19 protein-coding genes are annotated in these 19,318 nt (G+C 73.9%); 9 read left to right on the top strand and 10 right to left on the bottom strand.

Going from position 1 to position 19,318, the window contains the following annotated elements:
* Positions 1 to 27 precede the first annotated feature (27 nt).
* Together ACIBTV_RS00760 and ACIBTV_RS00755 are read right to left on the bottom strand one after the other, a co-directional pair.
* A complete protein-coding gene (locus ACIBTV_RS00760; protein WP_396700984.1) occupies positions 28 to 750 on the bottom strand; it encodes an ABC transporter permease in 723 nt (240 codons plus the stop codon).
* Complete coding sequence (locus ACIBTV_RS00755) at positions 747 to 1,433, bottom strand: ABC transporter permease (RefSeq protein WP_396700982.1); 687 nt, start codon at positions 1,431 to 1,433, stop codon at positions 747 to 749. Before ACIBTV_RS00755 ends, ACIBTV_RS00760 begins: the two co-directional genes overlap by 4 nt.
* Before the next feature lie 2 nt (positions 1,434 to 1,435).
* Here ACIBTV_RS00755 and ACIBTV_RS00750 point away from each other — a divergent pair, with 2 nt between their 5' ends.
* A complete protein-coding gene (locus ACIBTV_RS00750) occupies positions 1,436 to 2,449 on the top strand; it encodes an ABC transporter ATP-binding protein (protein ID WP_396700980.1) in 1,014 nt (337 codons plus the stop codon).
* A gap of 43 nt (positions 2,450 to 2,492) precedes the next feature.
* On the opposite strand, the gene ACIBTV_RS00745 is transcribed toward ACIBTV_RS00750, so the two are convergent.
* The 7 genes from ACIBTV_RS00745 to folP all read right to left on the bottom strand — a co-directional run bounded on the left by ACIBTV_RS00745 (position 2,493) and on the right by folP (position 7,145).
* A complete protein-coding gene (locus ACIBTV_RS00745) occupies positions 2,493 to 2,996 on the bottom strand; it encodes a hypothetical protein (RefSeq protein ID WP_396702011.1) in 504 nt (167 codons plus the stop codon).
* Between the two features lie 87 nt (positions 2,997 to 3,083).
* Entirely contained in the window at positions 3,084 to 3,392 is a 309-nt protein-coding gene (locus tag ACIBTV_RS00740; RefSeq protein ID WP_396700978.1) for a hypothetical protein, read from the bottom strand.
* A 53-nt stretch (positions 3,393 to 3,445) separates the two neighbouring features.
* Positions 3,446 to 4,663 (bottom strand): ABC transporter permease, encoded by a 1,218-nt coding sequence (locus ACIBTV_RS00735; RefSeq protein WP_396700976.1) that lies wholly within the window; start codon positions 4,661 to 4,663, stop codon positions 3,446 to 3,448.
* 143 nt (positions 4,664 to 4,806) lie between these two features.
* The gene (locus ACIBTV_RS00730; protein WP_396700974.1) at positions 4,807 to 5,346 is read right to left on the bottom strand and encodes a DUF3180 domain-containing protein; all 540 of its coding nucleotides are present in this window, start codon (positions 5,344 to 5,346) and stop codon (positions 4,807 to 4,809) included.
* Positions 5,347 to 5,365: 19 nt separating this feature from the next.
* Entirely contained in the window at positions 5,366 to 5,890 is a 525-nt protein-coding gene (gene folK, locus ACIBTV_RS00725; RefSeq protein WP_396700972.1) for a 2-amino-4-hydroxy-6-hydroxymethyldihydropteridine diphosphokinase, read from the bottom strand.
* A complete protein-coding gene (folB, locus tag ACIBTV_RS00720; protein WP_396700970.1) occupies positions 5,887 to 6,252 on the bottom strand; it encodes a dihydroneopterin aldolase in 366 nt (121 codons plus the stop codon). Before folB ends, folK begins: the two co-directional genes overlap by 4 nt.
* Positions 6,249 to 7,145 carry a dihydropteroate synthase gene (gene folP, locus ACIBTV_RS00715; protein ID WP_396700968.1) on the bottom strand — a complete coding sequence of 299 codons (897 nt, stop codon included), beginning with the start codon at positions 7,143 to 7,145 and terminating at the stop codon, positions 6,249 to 6,251. Before folP ends, folB begins: the two co-directional genes overlap by 4 nt.
* Positions 7,146 to 7,499: 354 nt before the next feature.
* Between folP and ACIBTV_RS00710 the strand changes: the two genes are divergently transcribed.
* The 7 genes from ACIBTV_RS00710 to ACIBTV_RS00680 are packed head-to-tail and all read left to right on the top strand — an operon-like array spanning position 7,500 to position 15,871.
* Entirely contained in the window at positions 7,500 to 7,814 is a 315-nt protein-coding gene (locus tag ACIBTV_RS00710) for a hypothetical protein (RefSeq protein ID WP_396700966.1), read from the top strand.
* Between the two features lie 13 nt (positions 7,815 to 7,827).
* On the top strand, positions 7,828 to 8,190 hold the full coding sequence (locus tag ACIBTV_RS00705) for a hypothetical protein (protein WP_091594303.1): 363 nt from the start codon (positions 7,828 to 7,830) through the stop codon (positions 8,188 to 8,190).
* Between the two features lie 49 nt (positions 8,191 to 8,239).
* On the top strand, positions 8,240 to 11,590 hold the full coding sequence (locus ACIBTV_RS00700) for an ATP-binding protein (RefSeq protein WP_396700964.1): 3,351 nt from the start codon (positions 8,240 to 8,242) through the stop codon (positions 11,588 to 11,590).
* 1 nt (position 11,591) lies between these two features.
* Positions 11,592 to 13,532 (top strand): MFS transporter, encoded by a 1,941-nt coding sequence (locus ACIBTV_RS00695; RefSeq protein WP_396700962.1) that lies wholly within the window; start codon positions 11,592 to 11,594, stop codon positions 13,530 to 13,532.
* On the top strand, positions 13,529 to 14,086 hold the full coding sequence (locus ACIBTV_RS00690; protein WP_396700960.1) for a hypothetical protein: 558 nt from the start codon (positions 13,529 to 13,531) through the stop codon (positions 14,084 to 14,086). The genes ACIBTV_RS00695 and ACIBTV_RS00690 overlap by 4 nt, the downstream gene beginning before the upstream one ends.
* Positions 14,083 to 15,252, top strand: coding sequence for a M23 family metallopeptidase (locus tag ACIBTV_RS00685; protein ID WP_396700958.1), 1,170 nt, complete (start codon positions 14,083 to 14,085; stop codon positions 15,250 to 15,252). The genes ACIBTV_RS00690 and ACIBTV_RS00685 overlap by 4 nt, the downstream gene beginning before the upstream one ends.
* 13 nt (positions 15,253 to 15,265) lie before the next feature.
* The gene (locus ACIBTV_RS00680) at positions 15,266 to 15,871 is read left to right on the top strand and encodes a hypothetical protein (protein WP_396700956.1); all 606 of its coding nucleotides are present in this window, start codon (positions 15,266 to 15,268) and stop codon (positions 15,869 to 15,871) included.
* 2 nt (positions 15,872 to 15,873) lie between these two features.
* On the opposite strand, the gene ACIBTV_RS00675 is transcribed toward ACIBTV_RS00680, so the two are convergent.
* Positions 15,874 to 16,482 (bottom strand): hypothetical protein, encoded by a 609-nt coding sequence (locus ACIBTV_RS00675; RefSeq protein ID WP_396702009.1) that lies wholly within the window; start codon positions 16,480 to 16,482, stop codon positions 15,874 to 15,876.
* Positions 16,483 to 16,677: 195 nt separating this feature from the next.
* On the opposite strand from ACIBTV_RS00675, the gene ACIBTV_RS00670 reads away from it, so the two are divergent.
* Positions 16,678 to 19,314: an FtsK/SpoIIIE domain-containing protein gene (locus tag ACIBTV_RS00670; RefSeq protein ID WP_396700954.1), complete on the top strand. Its 2,637-nt coding sequence runs from the start codon at positions 16,678 to 16,680 to the stop codon at positions 19,312 to 19,314.
* Positions 19,315 to 19,318 lie beyond the last annotated feature (4 nt).

The raw sequence follows: 19,318 nt of genomic DNA, 5'->3' as shown, positions 1-19,318 counted from the left end.
GGGTGCGGACGCGACGGGTGAAAGCGGTCAGCCGCCGGTCACCGCGTCGGCGGCCCTACGGTTCGCGCCTCGGCGGGCGGCCCGCAGCGGACGGGGCGTGACGATCCGCTCGACCACCGCCAGGACGATCTCGACGAGCACGGCGAGCCCGGCCACCAGCACACCACCGGCCAGGATCTGCCCGCCACCGGCGGCGATGTCCAACCCGAAACCCGCCCGGATGATCTGGCCGAGGCCGCCGCCGTTGACGAACGAGGCGAGCGCAGCGGTGGCCACCACCTGCACGGCCGCTGTCCGGAAGCCGGCCGCCAGGTAGGGCACCGCCAGCGGCAGCTCCACCCGGCGGAGCACCTGCCAGCCGGAGAGCCCCATCCCACGGGCGGCGTCCCGGGCCTCCGGGTCGGCCTGCCGCACCCCGGTGTACGCGTTGGCCAGCAGCGGCGGCACCGCGAAGACCGCCAGCGCGACGATCACCGAGGGGCGACCGAAGCCGAGGAAGGTCAGCGGCAGGATGGTCAGCAGGGCGAGCGTCGGCACGGCGAGCGTGACGTTCGACACCAGCACCACCGCGCCGCCGCCCCGGCCGCTGTGCCCGAGCCAGAGCCCGATCGGCCAGGCCACGAGGCAGCCGAGCGCCACGGCGGCGGCGGACAGCACCAGGTGCTCACCGAGCCGGTCCAGCACACCGCCCGGGTTCGTCCAGTTCAGCGGGTCGTTCAGCCAGCGGACGGCCTGCTCGATCGCGTTCATGACGCTCTCCGGGCCAGCCAGGGGGTGAGCAGCCGGCCGACGCCGGCCAGGATCAGGTCCAGCAGCAGGGCGAGCACGACGCAGAGCAGGGTCCCGGTCATGATCTCAGCCTTGTAGAAGTTGTTCTGGAACCCGGCGAAGATCAGTTGCCCGAGCCCGCCCCGGCCCACGACCACCCCGACGGTGACGAGCGCCACGGTGGAGACGGTGGCGAGCCGCAGGCCGGTGAGGATGCCGGGTACGGCGAGTGGCAGCTCGATCCGGAGGAGCCGGCCCCAGCGGCCGTATCCCATGCCCTCGGCGGCCTCGCGCACCTCGGGTGGCACCTGGTTGAGGCCGGCGAGGGTGTTGCGGACGATCACCAGCAGCGCGTAGAGCACCACCACGCTCAGCACCGTGACGGCGCCGATGCCCAGGTAGGGCGCGAGGAAGGCGAAGAGGGCCAGCGACGGGATCGTGTAGAGCACCCCGGTGACCGCGACGATCGGGCCGGCGAGGGCCCGGTACCAGGTCGCCGCCACGGCGAGCGGCACCGCGATCACCGCCGCGATCAGCACGGCCCGGGCGGTGAGCGAGGCGTGCTCGCGCAGTGCCGCGAGGATCGTGTCAGAGTTGTCCCGCACGTACTGCCAGGAGAACCACGGGTTACCCGGGTCGGCCAGGTAGCTCAGGCGGAAGGACATACGTGGACGTTACCCCGGAGAGCTCCGGCGCCACCGGGCGCGCGGGGGCGGCCCCGCACGCCGCATCGATCACCCTGGAGGGGATCGGCAAGCGTTACCCGGACGGCACCGAGGCCGTACGCGGGCTGAGCCTCGAGGTCGGCGCCGGTGAGCTGGTGGTGCTGATCGGGCCGTCCGGCTGCGGCAAGTCGACCGTGCTCCGGATGATCAACCGGCTGATCGAGCCGACGACGGGCCGGATCCTGCTCGGCGACGAGGACGTGACCCGGGCCGACCCGGTGCGGCTGCGTCGCCGGATCGGCTACGTGATCCAGAACGTCGGGCTCTTCCCCCACCAGACGGTGCGGGCCAACGTCGCGACGGTCCCCCGGCTGCTCGGCTGGTCCCGGGACCGCACCCGGAACCGGGTCGACGAGCTGCTGGAGCTGGTCGGTCTCGACCCGGGGCAGTTCGGGCAGCGCTACCCGCACGAGCTCTCCGGCGGCCAGCGGCAGCGGGTCGGTGTCGCCCGCGCACTCGCCGCCGACCCGGTGGTGCTGCTGATGGACGAGCCGTTCTCGGCCGTCGACCCGATCGTCCGGACCCGGTTGCAGGAGGAGTTCCTGCGGTTGCAGGCCGAGGTGCGCAAGACGATCGTGCTGGTCACCCACGACCTCGACGAGGCGGTCCGGCTCGGCGACCGGATCGCGGTGCTCTCCGAGGGCGGTCACCTGGAGCAGTACGCCCCGCCGGCGGCGCTGCTCGGCGCGCCGGCCACCCCGTTCGTCCGGGAGTTCGTCGGCGCCGACCGGGGCATCCGCCGGCTGGTGGTCACCCCGGTCCGGGCGGAGACGCTGGAGCCGGTGCCGGCCGACGGCGCCCCGGACGCGCCGACCGTGGCGCTGGGTGGCTCGGCGTACGACGCGTTGGCGGTGATGTTGACCTCGGCGGCCGACCGGGTGGTCGTCACCGACGGGGGGCGACCGGTCGGGGTGCTCGGTCGGCAGCGCCTGCTGGACCTCGGCCGGGCGGACTGACCGGACGACCCGCACCCGGCCGGGTCGGGCGCACGCCGGACCGTCAGGCCCGGCCGCCTAGGCTGGCGGTGCCGATGACCCAGCCGGTGAGGAAGCCGTAACCGGCGCCCGCGTTCGCGGCCTGCAGCGCGCCGAGCAGGGACGGGTCGGGCCCGAGCAGCACCGCGAGCACCGCGGCGAGGCCGGCGGCCAGCACGTACGCGGCCCAGCCGGAGAAGAACTGGCTGACCGGGCCGGGCACGCGCGCCACCTGGGCGGCGGGCAGCACGTAGAGCAGCGCCGCCGCGAGGACGACCAGCAGGATCGCCCGCAGGTCGGCGGCGAGGACCCCGCCCGGCTGGCCGTCGGCGTCGAGCCGCCAGGCCGGCCAGGCGAGCAGCCGCAGATACCAGCCGCCGGCCGCGTTCGGGTCGGTGTGGTTCTCGACCCAGCCGACGTACGCCGGGCTGCCCGACACGGCGACGAGGACGAGCACGGCGAGCGTGCCGGTGCCGGCCGCCGTGCCGTAGCGGCTGACCCGGCCGGTCCGGTTGGTCAGCGCCGTGATCCGCCCCAGTCCCGACCGGGCGGCACCCGATCGGCCGCGTCCCGCCCCCGAGCCGGTACGGCTACCGGACCAGCGCGCGCCGGCCACTCAGTGCTTCATCAGGTAGTCGATGAAGGCGGCCCGCAGCAGCGGCGCGGACTCCTCGTAGCCGTGCCCGGTCAGCTCCCGCCAGAGCGCGGCCGCCTCGTCGACGGTCGGTCCGACCGAGTTCAACGCGCCGTCCAACGCGGCGGCCTCGTCCGCGTTCGGCAGACGCTGCAGCACCGACCAGAAGAAGCCGACGTCGCGGCGTTCCCGGGCGAGCGCGAACGCCCGCTCCCGCAGTTCCTCCGTGGACAGCGCGTCCAACTCCTCGAACGAGTGGCCGCCGGTGGGGTTGGCAGGTGTCTCGGTCATGTCGCCGAGCCTAGCCGTCGAGATCACCGCCGGCCCGCTGGACGCGGCCCGGGTCAGCGCTCGTCGTCGTCCCACCGACGCGGCTCGGCCTGCCAACGGGGGGTGTGCCAGGGGTCGACGGGGCTCTCCGTGGACGGCGTCGACAGGGCCGGCCAGTCGTCCATCGGTCGTGGTCTCGGCATCGCCCAGCCCGTGCTGATCGCGCCGTCGCCGGCCGGCTCGGCGGGTTCGGTGGTGGCGGTCGCCGTGCCCGGTCGTCCGTAACGCTCGACGAGCCGGGTGACGAACAGCCCGACGGCGAGTGCGACCGCGCCGACCGCCCAGCGGCTGACCGTCCAGTCGCGCGCCTGCGCGTACGCGAGGAAGGCCGACACCAGCGCCACCGCGAGCAGGGTGCCCAGGACGCCGCCCCGCCGGCCGTACGCGCTGGTCCCGGCGAGCAGCGCCACGCCCACGGCGAGCGCCGTCCAGTCCAGGCCGGTGGTGGGCGCCACCGGGCCGGTGCCGTTCGCGGCGAGGAGCACGCCGGCCAGCATGGCCAGCGCCATCGAGCCGACCAGCGCGCCCGCCGTGACCACGCCGGCCACCCCGCCCCGGCGCAGGGCCGGGTCGGCGACCGGCCGGAACCGGCCGACCAGCCGGCGGATGGCCCGGATGGCGCCGAACAGCCCGCCGAGGACCGCGACCGCGGCGAAGCCGGCGGCGAGGTAGACGGCGTGCCGGCGCGGGTCGAACTCGCCCTGCACCAGCACGGGGGCGGAGCGGCGTTCGATGTACACGATCACGGCCGCCGCGGCGCCCAGGCTGGCCGCCCACCCGGGCACGTGCAGGACCACCACGACCAGCCCCAGCAGCAGCCCGCCGACCGCCGCCACGATGGCGGCGGGCAGCACCGCGGCGACCACCCCACGGTCGCTCTGCTCGGCGAAGTGCAGGCCCGCGGCGACCGCCACCGGGCCGATCGCCAGGTTGGGCGCGGCGGTGCGCAGGCTCAGCCCGGCGGCGAGGGCCAGTAGGCCGAGGGCGACGACGTCGACCAGCAGCGACCGCAGGGCCGCGTCGCGCAGCACGTCCGGGTCCTCCCGCCACAGCAGCCAGGCCACGGCGGCAGCCCCGAGCAGCAGCACGACCTCCCAGCCGATGTGCACCCCGACCCGGTCCCGGCCCGGCTCGCCGTGCGCGGGGTCGTCGAAGACGTTCTCCAGGACGGCGGCGGGCACCCCGGACGAGGGCTCGACCGTCCCGTCGCGGCCCGGTTGCTCGTACGCCATGACGCCGCCTCCCCTCGGCCGGTCGTCCAGCTCCGCAGTGCGGATGGACCGGCGCGGCCGTCGCTCCCCGATCGCAGGCACCGTACCCGCGCCGGGAGCCGCACGTAACCCCCTGGCTGCGCCGCCTCCGGCGGGAGCATCGATCAGCGCTGACCCGGGCGGCTCTCCCGATCGTCGGGCTCGCGCTCGTCCTCCGGACGCCTTGGCACCCGGCAGGACCGCTCGAGCCAGAGCGCGGCCGCCACGAGGGCCAGCGAGGCGAGCAGACCGCCGCCGGCGGGAGCCCGGTCCTCGGTGGCGGCCCGGGTGGACTCGACGAAGAGCCAGCCGGTGAGCCCGGCGTAGAAGCCGGCGAAGATCGCGCCGACCAGCGACGACGCCTTGGCGAGCACCACGAACCGGGCGACCAGCAACGGGTTGACCGGGTCACGGCCGGGCCGGCGTTCGATCCGACCGCGGGTGTTGATCGCCGCGTAGCCCTCCAGCACGGCGAGCCCGGCCAGGGTGACCACCGGCAGCCAGGGCAGCCGGGGGATGCCGCTGTAGTAGTAGGTGCTGATCAGCAGCCAGGCCACCGCGGCGGCCGCCAGAGCGGCGACCACCAGGGTGGAGACCCGGGTCGGGCCCATCCGCGAGTCGTCCGGCCCCGTCCCGCCCGGCGGTGGGGACTTCGCCTGCGTCATGCCGGCCGCCTCCGCTGGGTCATGCCGTCGACTCTATCGCCAGTTCCGGGCGGGGACGCAGTTCCAGGGCGTCGGCGGCGACCGGGCCGTCGGTCAGCAGGTCGGTGAGCCACCCGTGGCCGGGCAGCCGGCCGTACGGCTGGATGTCGATCCACGGCCGCAGCACGAACGCCCGCAGGTGGGCGCGGGGGTGCGGGAGGGTCAGCTCCGGGTCGTCGCTGAGCACCGGCTCGTCGCCGTCCCAGACCGCGATGACGTCCACGTCCAGGGTGCGCGGCCCGAACCGTCGCTCCGGGTCCCGGACCCGGCCGGCCGCGCGCTCCGCGGCCCGTGCCCGCTCCAGCCAGTCGCGAGCGCTCGCGGTGGGATCCTCGGCGAGCAGCACGGCGTTGAGGTACGCGGGCTGGTCCGCGTCCCCCCACGGTGGAGTCTCGTACACCCCGGAGACGACCCGCACCGTGTCGCCGAGTGCGGTCACCGCGGAGCGCAGGTGGGCGAGCCGGTCGCCGAGGTTGCTGCCGAGGGAGAGGACGGCCCGGGTCATCGGGTGCGCGCCCGGGAGATGGTGACGGCGACGTCGGTGAAGGTGTGCGGCACCGGCGCCTCCGGCTTGTGCACGGTCACCGTCGCGGTCGCCACCCGTGGGTCGGCCAGGCAGACCGTGAGCAGCCGGTCGGCGAGCGTCTCGATCAGGTTGACCGGTTCCCCCGTGATCACCGCCACCAGGCGCTCGGCCAGCTCCCCGTAGTGGACGGTGTCCGCCACGTCGTCGGAGCGGGCGGCCGGGCCGAGGTCGAGTTCGAGCACCGCGTCGACGACGAAGGCCTGTCCCTGGACGCGTTCGAAGTCGTACACCCCGTGCCGGCCGTGCGCACGCAGGCCGGTCAGCACGATCCGGTCGGTCATCGCGCCCCCTCCCGGCCGGGGCGCGGGCCGCCTCCGCCGCCCGCGGCGACGCCTGGCAGCAGGCGCGGGCCGCCGGTCGCGCGCCAGACGGCGAGCGCGTCCGCCGTGGCGCGGACGTCGTGCACGCGTACGCCCCAGGCGCCCGCCGCCACCGCGAGCAGGCTGGTGGCGACGGTGGCCGCCTCCCGCTGCGCGGTCGGGCGCGGCGTGCCGTCCGGGCCGGCCAGCAGCGCACCCAGGTACGACTTGCGGCTGGCGCCGAAGAGCAGCGGGTAACCGAGGTCGAGCAGCTCGGGCAGGCGGGTGCTGAGCTGCCAGTTGTGTGCGGCGGTCTTGGCGAAGCCGAGCCCCGGGTCGACGATGATCCGGTCGGCGGCGACACCGGCGTGCAGCGCCTCGTCGACGCGTCGGCCCAGCTCGGCCCGGACGTCGGCGACGACGTCGGTGTAGGTCGCCAGTTCGCGCATGCCGCGTGAGTGCCCACGCCAGTGCATCAGCACCCAGGGGCAGCCGGCGTCGCGCACCACGCGGGCCATGTCGGGGTCGGCCAGTCCGCCGGAGACGTCGTTCACCACCACCGCCCCGGCGGCCAGCGCCGCCTCGGCGACCAGCGCCCGGGTGGTGTCGATGCTGATCGGCACACCGGCGGCGGACAGCTCGCGGATGACCGGGACGACCCGGGCCGCCTCGGTCTCGGCGTCGACCCGGTCGGCACCCGGGCGGGTGGACTCGCCACCCACGTCGACCAGGTGCGCGCCGTCCGCGCGTAGTCGGACGCCGTGTCCGACGGCCGCATCGAGGTCGGCGTACCGTCCGCCGTCGGAGAAGGAGTCCGGCGTGACGTTGAGGACGCCCATCACCACCGGGGCCGGGGCCCGTACCAGATCGGTCACGACTAGACGGTACCGGTCGCCGTGGCGACCCCCGCCGGCCCGGGGGAGCCTCCGGGAGCACACCTGACATGCGAATTGGAACAGGTGTACGATCGGTCGTCCGGGCCGAATCGGGCAGCCTCTTCGCGGCTTGTCGCATTCAGGGGCGGCCCGTACGCTTTGGAATTGCCCAGCATCGAGATGGCGAAGCCTGGAGGGAGGGCCGAAGCGGGAGAAATCCGGCCAAAGCTCACCACTCTCCGTGGTGAGTAACGAACGCAGGGTCAGCTCCGCTGCGCCCAGTGAGCACATTTCCCGCCAGGCTTGTCTACTGCACCGCCGCGGCGTCGCCGGCCGCGATTTGGGGAGGTTTCAGTGATCGCCATCGAGCTCCTGGAGACGGCGTCGTCCAGCGCCGCCCACGCGCTCTCGACCCTGGCGTCGACTCCACTCGCCGAGCCGGCGCCGAAGGGCATCGACACCGAGGGTGTCGTCACCTTCTTCGCCAGCAAGATCGCGCCGATCCTCCTCGCCGTCCTCGGCGTCATCTTCATCGGCCGGGCCAGCCGCGGCGAGATCTCCAAGGTGCTGACCAGCTCGGCCATCGCGATCGTCGGCCTCGCCTTCATCGCCGGCGCCGCGACACTGTTCTTCATCGGCGACTACCTGATCGACCTGATCTTCGAGTAGGCGCGAGCTCGACATGCGGCTGCGCACCGACGACGACATCTACCGGGCACGCCTGGTCTACCTCGGGCCGCCCGGCTACACCCTTCCCGTCCACCTGCCCTACGCCCAGTACGGGCTCTTCATGCTGCTCGTCCCCCTCTACATGTTCATCCATTGGCTGTTCACGCTGAAGGTGGAGCTCTTCCCCGCCTGGGAGATCGCGCTCGCCATCGTGACCACGTCGTTCATCTTCCGGTACGTCGATCCGGACCGGCCGGCGCGCATGGTGATCCGCACCGCGCTGACCGACTGGCGGCGCACCCGGGAGCCGGCCGCCGAGCAGCGCGATCCGCGCCTGGTCGGCAGCGGGATCAGGATCCGGGAGGAGCTGGCATGACCGGGCGTACGCCGATCGGGCGGTCGCACGACGCGGGTGAGGCGATCGCATGAGCCGCTCTTCCACGCCGGGTTCCCCGGCCGGACGTCCAGCCGTGCCGGACAGTCACCGTGCGCGTTCATTCGATTACCCGGAGAGCCGGGAGGTGGACGAGGCCGCGCTGGATCCGGCGTACGCCACCTCCCCCGGGCACGGCGGAGTGGGCGTCTTCCAGGCCCCCCGGCCGGTCTCCCGGCGGAGCCCGGCGGGCGAGCCGCCGCCGGTCCCGGAGAGCCCGGACATCGACTCCCCGTTCCTCGACCTCTTCGGCGGCACGCGACCGGCCCGCCCGGTCGCCCCGCCGCGCGGCCCGGGCCGCGAGCACGCGCCGATCCCCCAGCAACCCGCCGCGGTGGAGCCGGCACCCGCCCCCGTCGCGCACCCGACACCGCGACTCCCCGCCACGCCAGCGCATCGCGACTCGACGGATCGCGCACCGACGGACCACAACCCGGCGGTCGACCGCCGGGTGGATCGCGGCCCGGCAGTGCCGTCGATCCGGCCGTCCGCCGGCGACGAGCCGGTGCCGGCCGCGCCGGCCCGGTCGCGGGTGCCCCACCAGGCGGGCGACCGGTTGCCGGTGGTCCGGCCGCCGGCCGACGCGGAGCCACTGCCGGACCGGCCCACCGAGACGCCGCGCCCACCCGAGCCGGAGCCGACGTCCCGGCGGTCGCGGGGCGACCGGCCGGAGCGCACGGCAGCGCCGTCGACCGGTCGTGAGGTGGCGACGCCGCGGGAGCGCGCGACCGGGCGGCGCAACCAGCCGACCAAGCCGGTCCGGGTCCGCGCCCCGAAGATCAAATTCGGCGACCGGGACCCCTCGGTGGAGCTGGCGATCACCGAGATCGCCGGCCACCTCACCTTCACCCCCAACACGGTCACCGCCTGGTACTGGCTACCCGAGGTGCGCTGGGCCTTCCGCCCCGACGCCGAACGCGAGGCGCTGCTCGCGGCGATCTCCGAGCAGTACGCCGGCCTCGCCGGCTTCCGCCTGCACCTGCGCCGCACCACCCGCCCCTTCCCGGCCGACGAGTGGGCCCGGACCATCGACGCCCACACCGTCGCCCCGCTGCCCGACGTGCCCGGCACGCCCGGCTGGGGCGACCACCTGGTCGCCGCCCAGCGGCACCTGATGTCGATCAACCACGCCGAGGGCCAGACCTACCTCGGGGTCACCTTCGCCCGCCGGTCGCTCGGCGACTCGCTCACCGAGCGCATGCTCCGCACCTTCGGCCGGGGCGTCGCCGAGGGCGAGCGCCGCCGGCTCGGCCGGACCGTGGAACAGTTCGACGAGGTGCTCGGCGCGTTCGGCATGCGCGGGCGACGGGTCACCGCGCAGGAGCTGGAGTGGCTGCTCTACCGCTCGGTGGCGCTCTGCATGTCACCCCCCGGCGCGCTGTCGCCGGTGACCAACGGACGCTGGGAGCGGGGCGACCTGCTCGCCCTCACCGAGCAGGTGGAGCGCTACCGCACCCCCTACGGCTCGACGGTCAAGCTGGTCAACCGGATGACCGGCGAGGAGCGGCACGTCGCCGTACTGGCCGTGGGTCGGATGGAACCGTTGGAGATCCCCGAGCGGCACGAGCCCTGGCTGCACTTCCACGAGCGCCTGCCCTGGCCGATGGAGCTGTCGACCCGGGTCGACATCCTCGGTTCGGGCGATTCGTTCCGCAACCTCGAACACCGGCTCCGCATGATCCGCTCCCAGCAGCTCGACTACGCCGAGCACGGCATCGACGCCCCGCCGGAGCTGGAGCGGCTCGCCAAGCGCGCGTTGGTCATCGGCGACGAGATGACCACCGGCCTCCCCGTCGACTCGGCCCGCGCGCACGGCTGGCACCGGATCGCGGTCGGCGGCCGCACCCGCGAGGAGTGCATGGAGCGGGCCCGCCGGCTCATCCAGCTCTACTCCCGCGAGCTGCGCATCTCCCTGCAGCACCCGAAGAACCAGGACTGGCTGGCCCGCGAGTTCATCCCGGGCGAGCCCATCGCCAACACCGGCTACGTCCGCCGGATGCCGGTGCCGCTGCTGGCCGCCGCGCTGCCGCAGGCCGCCTCCACCGTCGGCGACCGACGCGGCGACCTGATCGGGCGTACGGCCGGCACCTGCCGCCGGCCCGTCTTCCTCGACCTGCACTACCCGATGGAGGTCCGCGAACGCTCCGGCCTCGCCGTGTTCGTCGCCGAGCCGGGCGGTGGCAAGTCCACCCTGCTGGGCGCCCTGGGCTACCTCGCCGCCCGACGAGGCGTCCAGGTGACCCTCCTCGACCCGTCCGGCCCGCTGGCCCGGCTCTGCGCGATGCCCGAGCTGCGCCCCTACTCCCGGGTGCTCAACCTGACCGGTTCCGAGCACGGGACGCTCGCCCCGTACGCGCTGATCCCGACGCCGCTGCGCACCGAGTTCGCCCCCGGCGCCGCCGGTGACCGGGAGTTCGAGATCGCGGTCTCCAACGCCCGGGCCGAGCGGCGGATGCTGGTGCAGGACATCTGCATGATGCTCGTGCCGCCGCAGGTGGCCCGCGAGGCGTCCACCGCAACCCTGTTTCGGCACGCCGTCCGCCAGGTGCCCGCCGAGGAGACGTCCACCCTGGACGACGTGGTCACCACGCTGGGCCAACTCGACGACGACAGCGGCAAGGAGTTGGCGAACCTGCTGCTCGACACCGCCGAGATGCCCTTGGCGATGCTCTTCTTCGGGCGCCCACCCGAGGGGCTGCTCGGCCCCGACGCCGCGCTCACCGTGATCACCATGGCCGGCCTCCGGCTTCCTGACCTCAAGATCGAGCGCGAATACTGGTCCGCCGAGGAGGCCCTCGCCCTGCCGATGCTGCACACCGCGCACCGGCTCGCCGTGCGCCGCTGCTACGGCGGGTCCATGTCGTCGCGCAAGCTCGTCGGCCTGGACGAGGCCCACTTCATGGAGGGCTGGCGCTCCGGGCGTTCCTTCCTGGTCCGCCTCGCCCGGGACTCCCGCAAGTGGAACCTCGCCGCGCTGGTCGCCTCGCAGAACCCCCGCGACATCCTCGGCCTCGACGTGCAGAACCTCGTCTCCACCGTCTTCGTCGGGCGGATCGCGGAGGACACCGAGATCGCCTCCGAGGCCCTACGGCTGCTACGCGTCCCCGTCAACGACGGCTACGAGGCCACCCTGGCCTCGCTGTCGACGGCCGACACCTCGTCGGCCGCCCGACTCGGCTTCCGCGAGTTCGTGATGCGGGACGTCGACGGGCGGGTGCAGAAGGTCCGGGTGGACGTGTCGTACGTCGACGGGCTGCTGGAACACCTTGACACCACGCCCGCCGCGATCGCCGCGGCGGCCGGGGTGCTGCCGAACGTCCCCCTGCCGGATCTGGAGGCGTGACATGGCGAGGGCCCGAGCACGGATCACGGCGTTCCTGCTCGCCCTCGGCGTACTGGCCGGGGCCACAGTTCCCTGGCCGCTGCTCGGCGCGACACCGGCCGCGGCAGCACCTCCGGTCACCGCACAGGCCCGGGCCGAGCTGTGCACGACCGCCGAATGGCAGGCCGACTTCCGCGCCTGCGTCAAGAAGCTTCAGCAGGTCGCCGAGTCCGAGGCGAACTGCTGGAAGCCGCCGACTCCGACCGCACCGGATTCCGGGCTTGCGGGCTGGTTCGCGTCGCGTCCGGAATCCTCGAAGCAGCCGGGGCCGAAGGGCTACTACACGGACTACGGGTACGCCGGCTACGGCTACACCACCTACCGGGTCGACGGTGGATGCGCGTCCTCGGTGCTGCATCCGGACTACAAATTCAGCAACACGGTCGCCAACGGCGAGTTCATGGTCGCGACGGCGATCGTCGGTGCCTCGAACGCACTCCGCGAGCGGGCGTGGGATCCCAGCACCATGTGGAAATGGGCCGATCCCCTGGTGGAGCAGGCAACGAAGGCCGTCTACCAGAAGGTGTTCAGCGTCTTCGGCATCATCACGCTCTGCGTGGTCGGCCTCTACCTCCTGTGGCGCTCCCGCCAGTCGGACATGAGCAATGCCATGACCACGGCCGGCTGGGCCCTGCTCGTCATGGTGGCAGTCACCGCGTTGGCCGCGTGGCCGGTCAAGTCTGCCAACGTCGCGGACGGCACACTCGTGACCACCCTCGGGGTGGTGCACGATGCCGTCGGCCCAGCTTCAAAGGACATCCCGCCTGAGAAGTGCGTTGTTCCGAACCCGGACGCCTGCGTCGACAAGCGCCCGCCAGCAGTGCGAGCGAGTGATACGGCGACCGAGGCAATGCTCTACCGCAACTGGTTGCGGGGTGCCCTTGGCTCTGCGGACAGCGAGACGGCCAAGAAGTATGGCGCCGCGCTCTACGACGCGAAGTCGCTGTCGTGGGAGGAGGCGGAGAAGCTCCGGGCCAACCCGAGCACCCGCGACGCAACCATCCGCGCGAAGCAGCAGCAGTGGATGACGGTGGCCGCGCAGATCGAGCGCGAGGATCCGGAGGCGTACGAGTACCTCCAGGGGGTCCGGGACATGGACCGGGTCGGCGCCGGGTTCATCGCGGTGCTCGCGTCGGTGCTCTTCGCGATGTTCGACCTCACCGCGTCGCTGCTGGTGCTGCTCGGCTTCCTGATCTTCCGATGGGCCGTGATCGCGGCGCCGATCCTCGGCACGGTGGGGTTGCTCAGACCGGCGAGCGCCGGCCTGCGGCGCCTGGCGAACGCTGTGGTCGCTGCCGTCTTCAACATCGCCATCTTCGGCACCGGCGCCGCCATCTACCTGTTCGCGGTCGACCTCATCATGAGCACGCCGACCCTGCCCGGCTGGCTCCAGGTGGTGCTGGTGTGGCTGTGCGGGGTGGTCGGCTGGCTGCTGCTGCGGCCTTATCGCCGGATCACCCAACTCGGCGGCAAGGACAGCAGCGAGGCGGTCAGCTCCGCGGGATCCTGGCATCGGCGCTTCTTCCGTGACATGCGGGCCGCAGCCCGTCTCGACGTGGCCGAGCCGGGCGGGACCGCCGAGCCGACCCTGGGTCGCCGCAAGGCCGTCGTGGCGGAGCAGCCCCGGCTGCGGCCCGAGGCACGGCACGAGGACCCGGTGCACACGAAGCCCGCTGGCACGGATCGCCAGCGCCCGGACGGTCGGGAAGGCGCCAAGGAGCAGCCCGCCGACCGCCCGGAATCGTCCCGCCCCACCGCTCCCCGACCGCGCCGCCGGCAGCCCGCCACCTGGACGGAGCCGGACGTGCCGGAGGAGAAGCCGTCCTTCGTCATCTACCGGCCCGGCTCTGTGGACCGGGATCCGGATAGACCCACCCCGCGGATCCGCTCCGAGGCACGGTGAGTGCGTTGCGACGGGCAGTGGAGTTCCTGGTCACCCGGGTGCTGCGATCCCGACTCGGCATCGCCCTGGCTCTCGCGGTGGTGGTCTTCGGCATCATCGGCGCCGCGCGACTCGTCGCCGGTCCCGGCGACCCCACGCTCGGCCTCACCAACCGGCCGAGCGAGCCGATCACCACCGTCGAGCCGGGCGCCGGTGACGACGGCCTGGTGGGCGGTGCGAGCGAGCCCACTCCGGTGACCCGGCCCGGGGAGTTGACCCCCGAGCAGACGGCGGACCGGTTCGTCGCCGCGTGGCTGGGCAAGCCGGGCGCCACGGCCGCGCAGTGGCACGACGGGATGCGTCCGCTGTCCACACCCGAACTCACCGCGAAGCTGGCGGATGCGGTGCCGGCCGAGGTTCCCGGCGGGCAGGTGACCGACAAGGTCACGCTCCGGCCCCGCAGCGCGACGTTCGTGGAGGTGCTGGTGCCCCTCGACACCGGCCGGCTCCGCCTGGAGCTGGTCGCGCCGAATGGGCAATGGTTGGTCGACGCGGTGGACTGGGAGCAGGAATGAACGGCGACACGGGCCGCCCTCGTCGGCGCCTCCGGCTCGGCGCCCTGTCCGGCGCGCTCACCGCCACCCTGGCGCTGCTCTGCTGCACCGGAGGCACGGCCGCCTACTTCCTCACCGAGCTGGGTGGCGACTCGGCCGAGCAGATGACACAGATGAGCGTCGAGTGCACCGGCGACTTCCAGGTCAACGTGACCGGCCGGATGCCCCGACTGAGCCAGTACGGGGACAGCCAGCTCCGCAACGCCGCCCGGATCATCAAGGTCGGGCAGGACATGAAGGTCCCGCCCCGCGGTTGGGTCGTCGCCGTGGCGACCGCGATGCAGGAATCGGGGCTGCGCAACCTGGCGAACCGCACCGTCGGAGAGTCGGAGGACCTGCCCAATGAGGGCGTGGGAGCAGACCACGACTCGGTCGGCCTCTTCCAACAGCGCGCCTCCTGGGGCAGCGTCGCCCAGCGGATGAACCCGGAGTACGCCGCCCGCAAGTTCTACGAGAAGCTGCTCACCATCGATGGGTGGGAGCGGCTGCCGCTCACCATCGCCGCGCAGAAGGTGCAGGTGAGCGCCTTCCCCGACGCGTACGCGAAGCACGAGACCCTCGCCGCCCAGATCGTCGACGCGCTCGCCGGTGGGGCCGCCCGCACCGCGCTGGTCGCCGGTCGGCAGACGTGTGATGCGGCGTCGGGGCGGGAGATCGCCGCCTCCGGTTGGACCGCTCCGATCACCGGCGGCGTCGGCTCCGGCTTCCGTACCGCCAGCCGCCCGGGGCACAACGGCGTCGACATCGGCGCCGGCAAGGGAACCCCGATCCACGCCGCCGCGTCCGGCCGGGTGCTGGTGGCACACTGCGATCCTGACAACGGCGGACGGCTGAGCTGCGACGTCGACGGCTACCCGGGCAAGGGCGGTTGCGGGTGGTTCGTCGACATCCTCCACGCCGACGATCTGATCACGCGCTACTGCCACATGGTGGAGAAGCCCAGGGTCAGCGTCGGTCAGTACGTCAACGCCGGCGAGGTGATCGGGGAGGTCGGCAGCAGCGGCAACTCCTCCGGCCCGCACCTGCACTTCGAGGTGCACCGCGACGGTGACCGGAGCAGTGCCGGCGCCGTCGACCCGGTGCCGTTCATGCAGTCGCGCGGGGCGCCGCTGCGGCGTGCGGGATGAGGCGCGGGCTGCCGTGAACGAGCCGCTCCCGGATCCCTTCGCGGACCATCCGGACTGGGCGCCGCGACCGCCGCGCCCCATCGAGATCGTGCCGGCCACCAGCCGGGTCGACCTTCGCGGACGGCGGGTCCTGGTGGGGCTCCCCGGCCTCGGTTGGCGGGGCGACCTGCGGGCCGACGACCGCGTGGTCCAGGGCAGTCGCACCTACGTCCCGATCATCCCGGAGCACGAGTGGTATCGCGCCGAAGCCGAGCAGGTCGAGGTCTTCGCACCGCTGATTCCGGTGGAGCGGGTCTGGGTCGAGACGGTCGCTGACCGCTCTCACGCAAGCCCCACGCCCGGTGGTGATCCCAAGTTCCGGTTGGTGTCGCTGGACGGCCCCACGCATCCGGCGCCCACGCCGATCATCGAGGCCGACTCGGTGACCGGCCGCCGGGTCGTGCACGTCGTGGACTCGGTGGAACGCCGCGACCTGCGCGCGGTGACCGAGACCTACTCGGGTGCCGAAGGCGACATCTGCGTGCGAGTCACACCGGAGGAGGAGTGGTATCGCTGGGCGTGGCGCGGGCAGGCACCGACCACCCTTGAAGTGCCCATTCATCTCTTATGGATCGAGTGACCTCAGCCGGACCTGCTGCCCTCGCAGACTCGCCAGTCGCTGCCCAACTCGGCGCTAAAACGCCAAGGCTGCCGATCGCTCTGGGTAATGCCGTCCACCATCGCAGAGATAATTAGGTCGACCTGCACATCGGCCCTGTCGCCCTGTCTCTGAACGTCTAGCCGGCCCCAACTCACGCTGAGGGGGACGCCGAAGCGCTCTTCCCGCACCAAGAGATCATCACGCAACTCACGGAGCTGATCGAGCGGTCTGCCGCAGGTGAACTGCTCCGCCTTAACGTCGTTGCGGTCGACGAGGAACGCTCGGAGATAGTTGTCCACCACCACGTCGGGGGCGCTGCGGTCGGGGGCGGTGGCGCGGTCGTACAGCACGTAACCGGCGATCCCGCCGCCGAGGCAGAGCAGCGCGAGCACACCGGCGACCACGGTCAGCACGGTGCGGACGCGGCGGCGCGGACGCGCCGGTGTCGGGGGGGCCGGGGGCGGCGGCAGCTGCTCCGAGGGGGGCCGCTGCGCCGGGACCTGCGCGGGCGCCGGCGCCGGTGCCGGCGTGGGGACGCCGGGGGTTGCGGGCTGCCCGCGGGACACCTGGGAACCGGCGGGGGGCTGCACTGATTCCACGTCCTGAGGCTAGCGGTCCACCGCCCCGTACCCAATGGGTCAGTTGCGGCGGATCGTGACGGGCCGCTGTCACCGTGTGAGATCTCCGACGACTTCCGCGCAGCGCCGCCCCACCTCCCGAAGGTGCGGCCCGACCTGGGATACCGTCTCTCCTCGGGGAGGGGTTGCCAGCCTCGGACTGAGGGGGTGGACGCGGTGGCCGGTCCGAAGGGACGTACCAACCGGGCCGCCGCTCTGCACCGTCGTGCCGCGGCCGCCGCGACGGCCGCCGCCGACATCCTGGACGAGACCCGACCGGCCCCGGCGGACCAGCGCCGGCAGTACGAGTTGGCCGACCGGCTGCGGTCGGTGGCGGCGTTGGTGGCTCCGGGTTGGTCGGGTGCTCCTCTGGAGACACTCGCCGCCGATACCGCTCCCGGTGAGGGGCCGCCGCCGTTCGTCCGGGTCGGCACGGCGGGTCCGCTGGACGACGCCCGCTTCCCAGCCCTGGTCCCCCTGATCGGCACCGGTCACCTCGGCATCGACATGGACGCCCGCGATCCGCGGGTGGCCGGGCTGCTGCGGGCCGTGCTGCTGCGGTCGCTGGGGGCGTCGCCGGCGGGCACGCTGCTGGTCCGGGCGGTCGACTCCGGCGGCACGACGTTCGCCCCGTTCGCCGCTCTGGCCGACGCGGGTCTGCTGCCACCGCCCGCGATGGATGTTCCCGGCCTGCGTGCCGTGCTGACGGAGGCGGAGCAGTGGGTGACGCCGGGCGCGGCGGGCCGTCGCCGGCACGACCGGACGTTGCTGTTGGTGGTCGCCGCGCTGCCCGAGCAGACGGGTCCGACCGACCTGGCGCGGATCGAGGCGCTGGCCGAGCAGGGTCCGTCGGCGGGGCTGCACCTGGTGGTCGCGGGTTGGGCGGGCGCCGGGCCACACGCCGGCGGGGCGGGCGCCGGGCCACACGCCGGCGGGGCGGGCGCCGGGCCACACGCCGGCGGGGCGGGCGCCGGTCGGGCGCCGCTGCCGCGGGCCACCACGCTGTCGATGCGCAACGCGTACGCGCTGCTGGGCGACCCGCCCGGCACCTCGTTCTGCGGTCCGGGCGCGGACCCGCCGGGTGGGCTGAACTCGCCGGTGTTCGTCGAGGCGGATCCGCCGGCCGAGCTGGTCGACACGGTGTGCCGGCGGCTCGCCGCGCAGATCGAGGCGGGTTCCCGGCTGTCTCTGACCGACCTGCTGCCGACGACGGGTGACGAGCGGTGGTCGGGTGACTCGACGAACGGGTTGACCACGACGGTCGGTGACGCGGGCGGGCGGCCGGTGTCGCTCGGGTTCACGGAGCTGACGCCGCACTGGTTGGTGAGCGGCCGGTCGGACGCCGGGCGATCGGCCTTCCTCACCACCGCGCTCCTCGGCCTGACCGCCCGGTACGGCCCGGACGAGCTGGCGCTGTACCTGGTGGACCTGGCGGAGGGCGAGTCCTTCGTGGAGTTCCTTCAGACGGAGCGGGACCGTTCGTGGGTGCCGCACGTGCGGGCCGCCGCGATGACCGCCGACCGGGAGTACGTGCGGGACCTCTTCGACCAGCTCACGGCGGAGGTCCGCCGCCGGGAGGACGCCGGCCGGCGGGCCGGTGGGCAGCGCTTCGCCGAGCTGCGTCAGCACTGCGGCCTGCCCCGGATCGTGTGCGTGGTCGACAACCTGCCGCTGGTGTTCGCCGAGCGCGACCGGCTGGCCGGCGACATCGCCGCCCGCCTGGACGGGCTGGCCCGAGCGGGCCGGGCGTACGGCGTACACCTGGTGTTGGCCGGCGCGGGCGAGTTGGGGCTGGCCGGGCGCTCCGAGGCCGGGCACCGGGACTCGTTGCTCGGCCAGTTCCCGGTCCGGGTGGCGCTGCCGGGCGGCGGCGCGGTGCTGGAACCGACGAACGATTCGGCCGCCGGCCTGCCGGTGGGCAGCGCGGTGGTGAACACCGCAGGCGGCCTGGGTGGGCCGCGCGGGGCGGTCCGGGGTCACGAGCGGCTGGTCCGCCACCCGGACCCGCACGACGAGCCGGAGACGGTGGAGCGGCTGCGGCACGAGCTGTGGTCGGCGCGGCCGGAGGGCTCCTCGCCGCCGGTGGTGTTCGCCGGCTGGGCCCGGCCGCTGCTGCGCAACGACCCGCGCTACCGGGCCGCGGTCGCCGGGCAGGCGCTCGCGCCGGCCGCCCTGTTGGGGCGGGCGGTGGACGTGGCCCGGTCGACGGTGGCCGTCCCGTTGGGGCCGGCGGCGGGCCGCAACCTGGCGGTCCTGGGTCCCGGCCCGGAGGCGGCGCGGCTGTTGGCGACGGCGGCGCGGAGCACCGCCGCGCACCATCCGGCGGGCGCAGCCCGGTTCGTGGTCAGCGCACCGGACCCCGCGTACGGGGCGCTGGCCGAGGAGTTGACCGTCGAGCTGGGCGCACGGCACCCGGCGACGATGGTCGACCACGGCGACCTGTTGGACGCCGGCGACGGCGACGAGCCGACCTACCTGGTGGCGTTCGGGCTGGACCGGGCCGGCGCGGAGGAGCTGCCGACCGAGCGGCTGCGGACGCTGCTGCACGAGGGCCCGTCCGCCGGCCGGCACCTGCTCGGCTGGTGGCGGGTGGTGCCGCCGTTCGCGGCGCTGCTGGGCCCGGAGGACGCGGTGGACAAGCTCGCCGCCGTCGCCGCCGTGGACGTGCCGGGTGCCCAGCTGGCCGCGGTCTTCCACCGCCCCGTCGAGTGGCGGCCCCGCCCGGGCCGGGTGGTGCTGTGGGACGGTCCGGACGAGCACGGTGTAGTCCTGGTGCCGTTCGCGGAGGAGGGGACCACGGCGTGAGCCG

It is taken from the genome of Micromonospora sp. NPDC049366, from assembly GCF_044466625.1.
GTDB lineage: Bacteria > Actinomycetota > Actinomycetes > Mycobacteriales > Micromonosporaceae > Micromonospora.
This window is presented reverse-complemented; position numbering and strand designations above follow the sequence as displayed.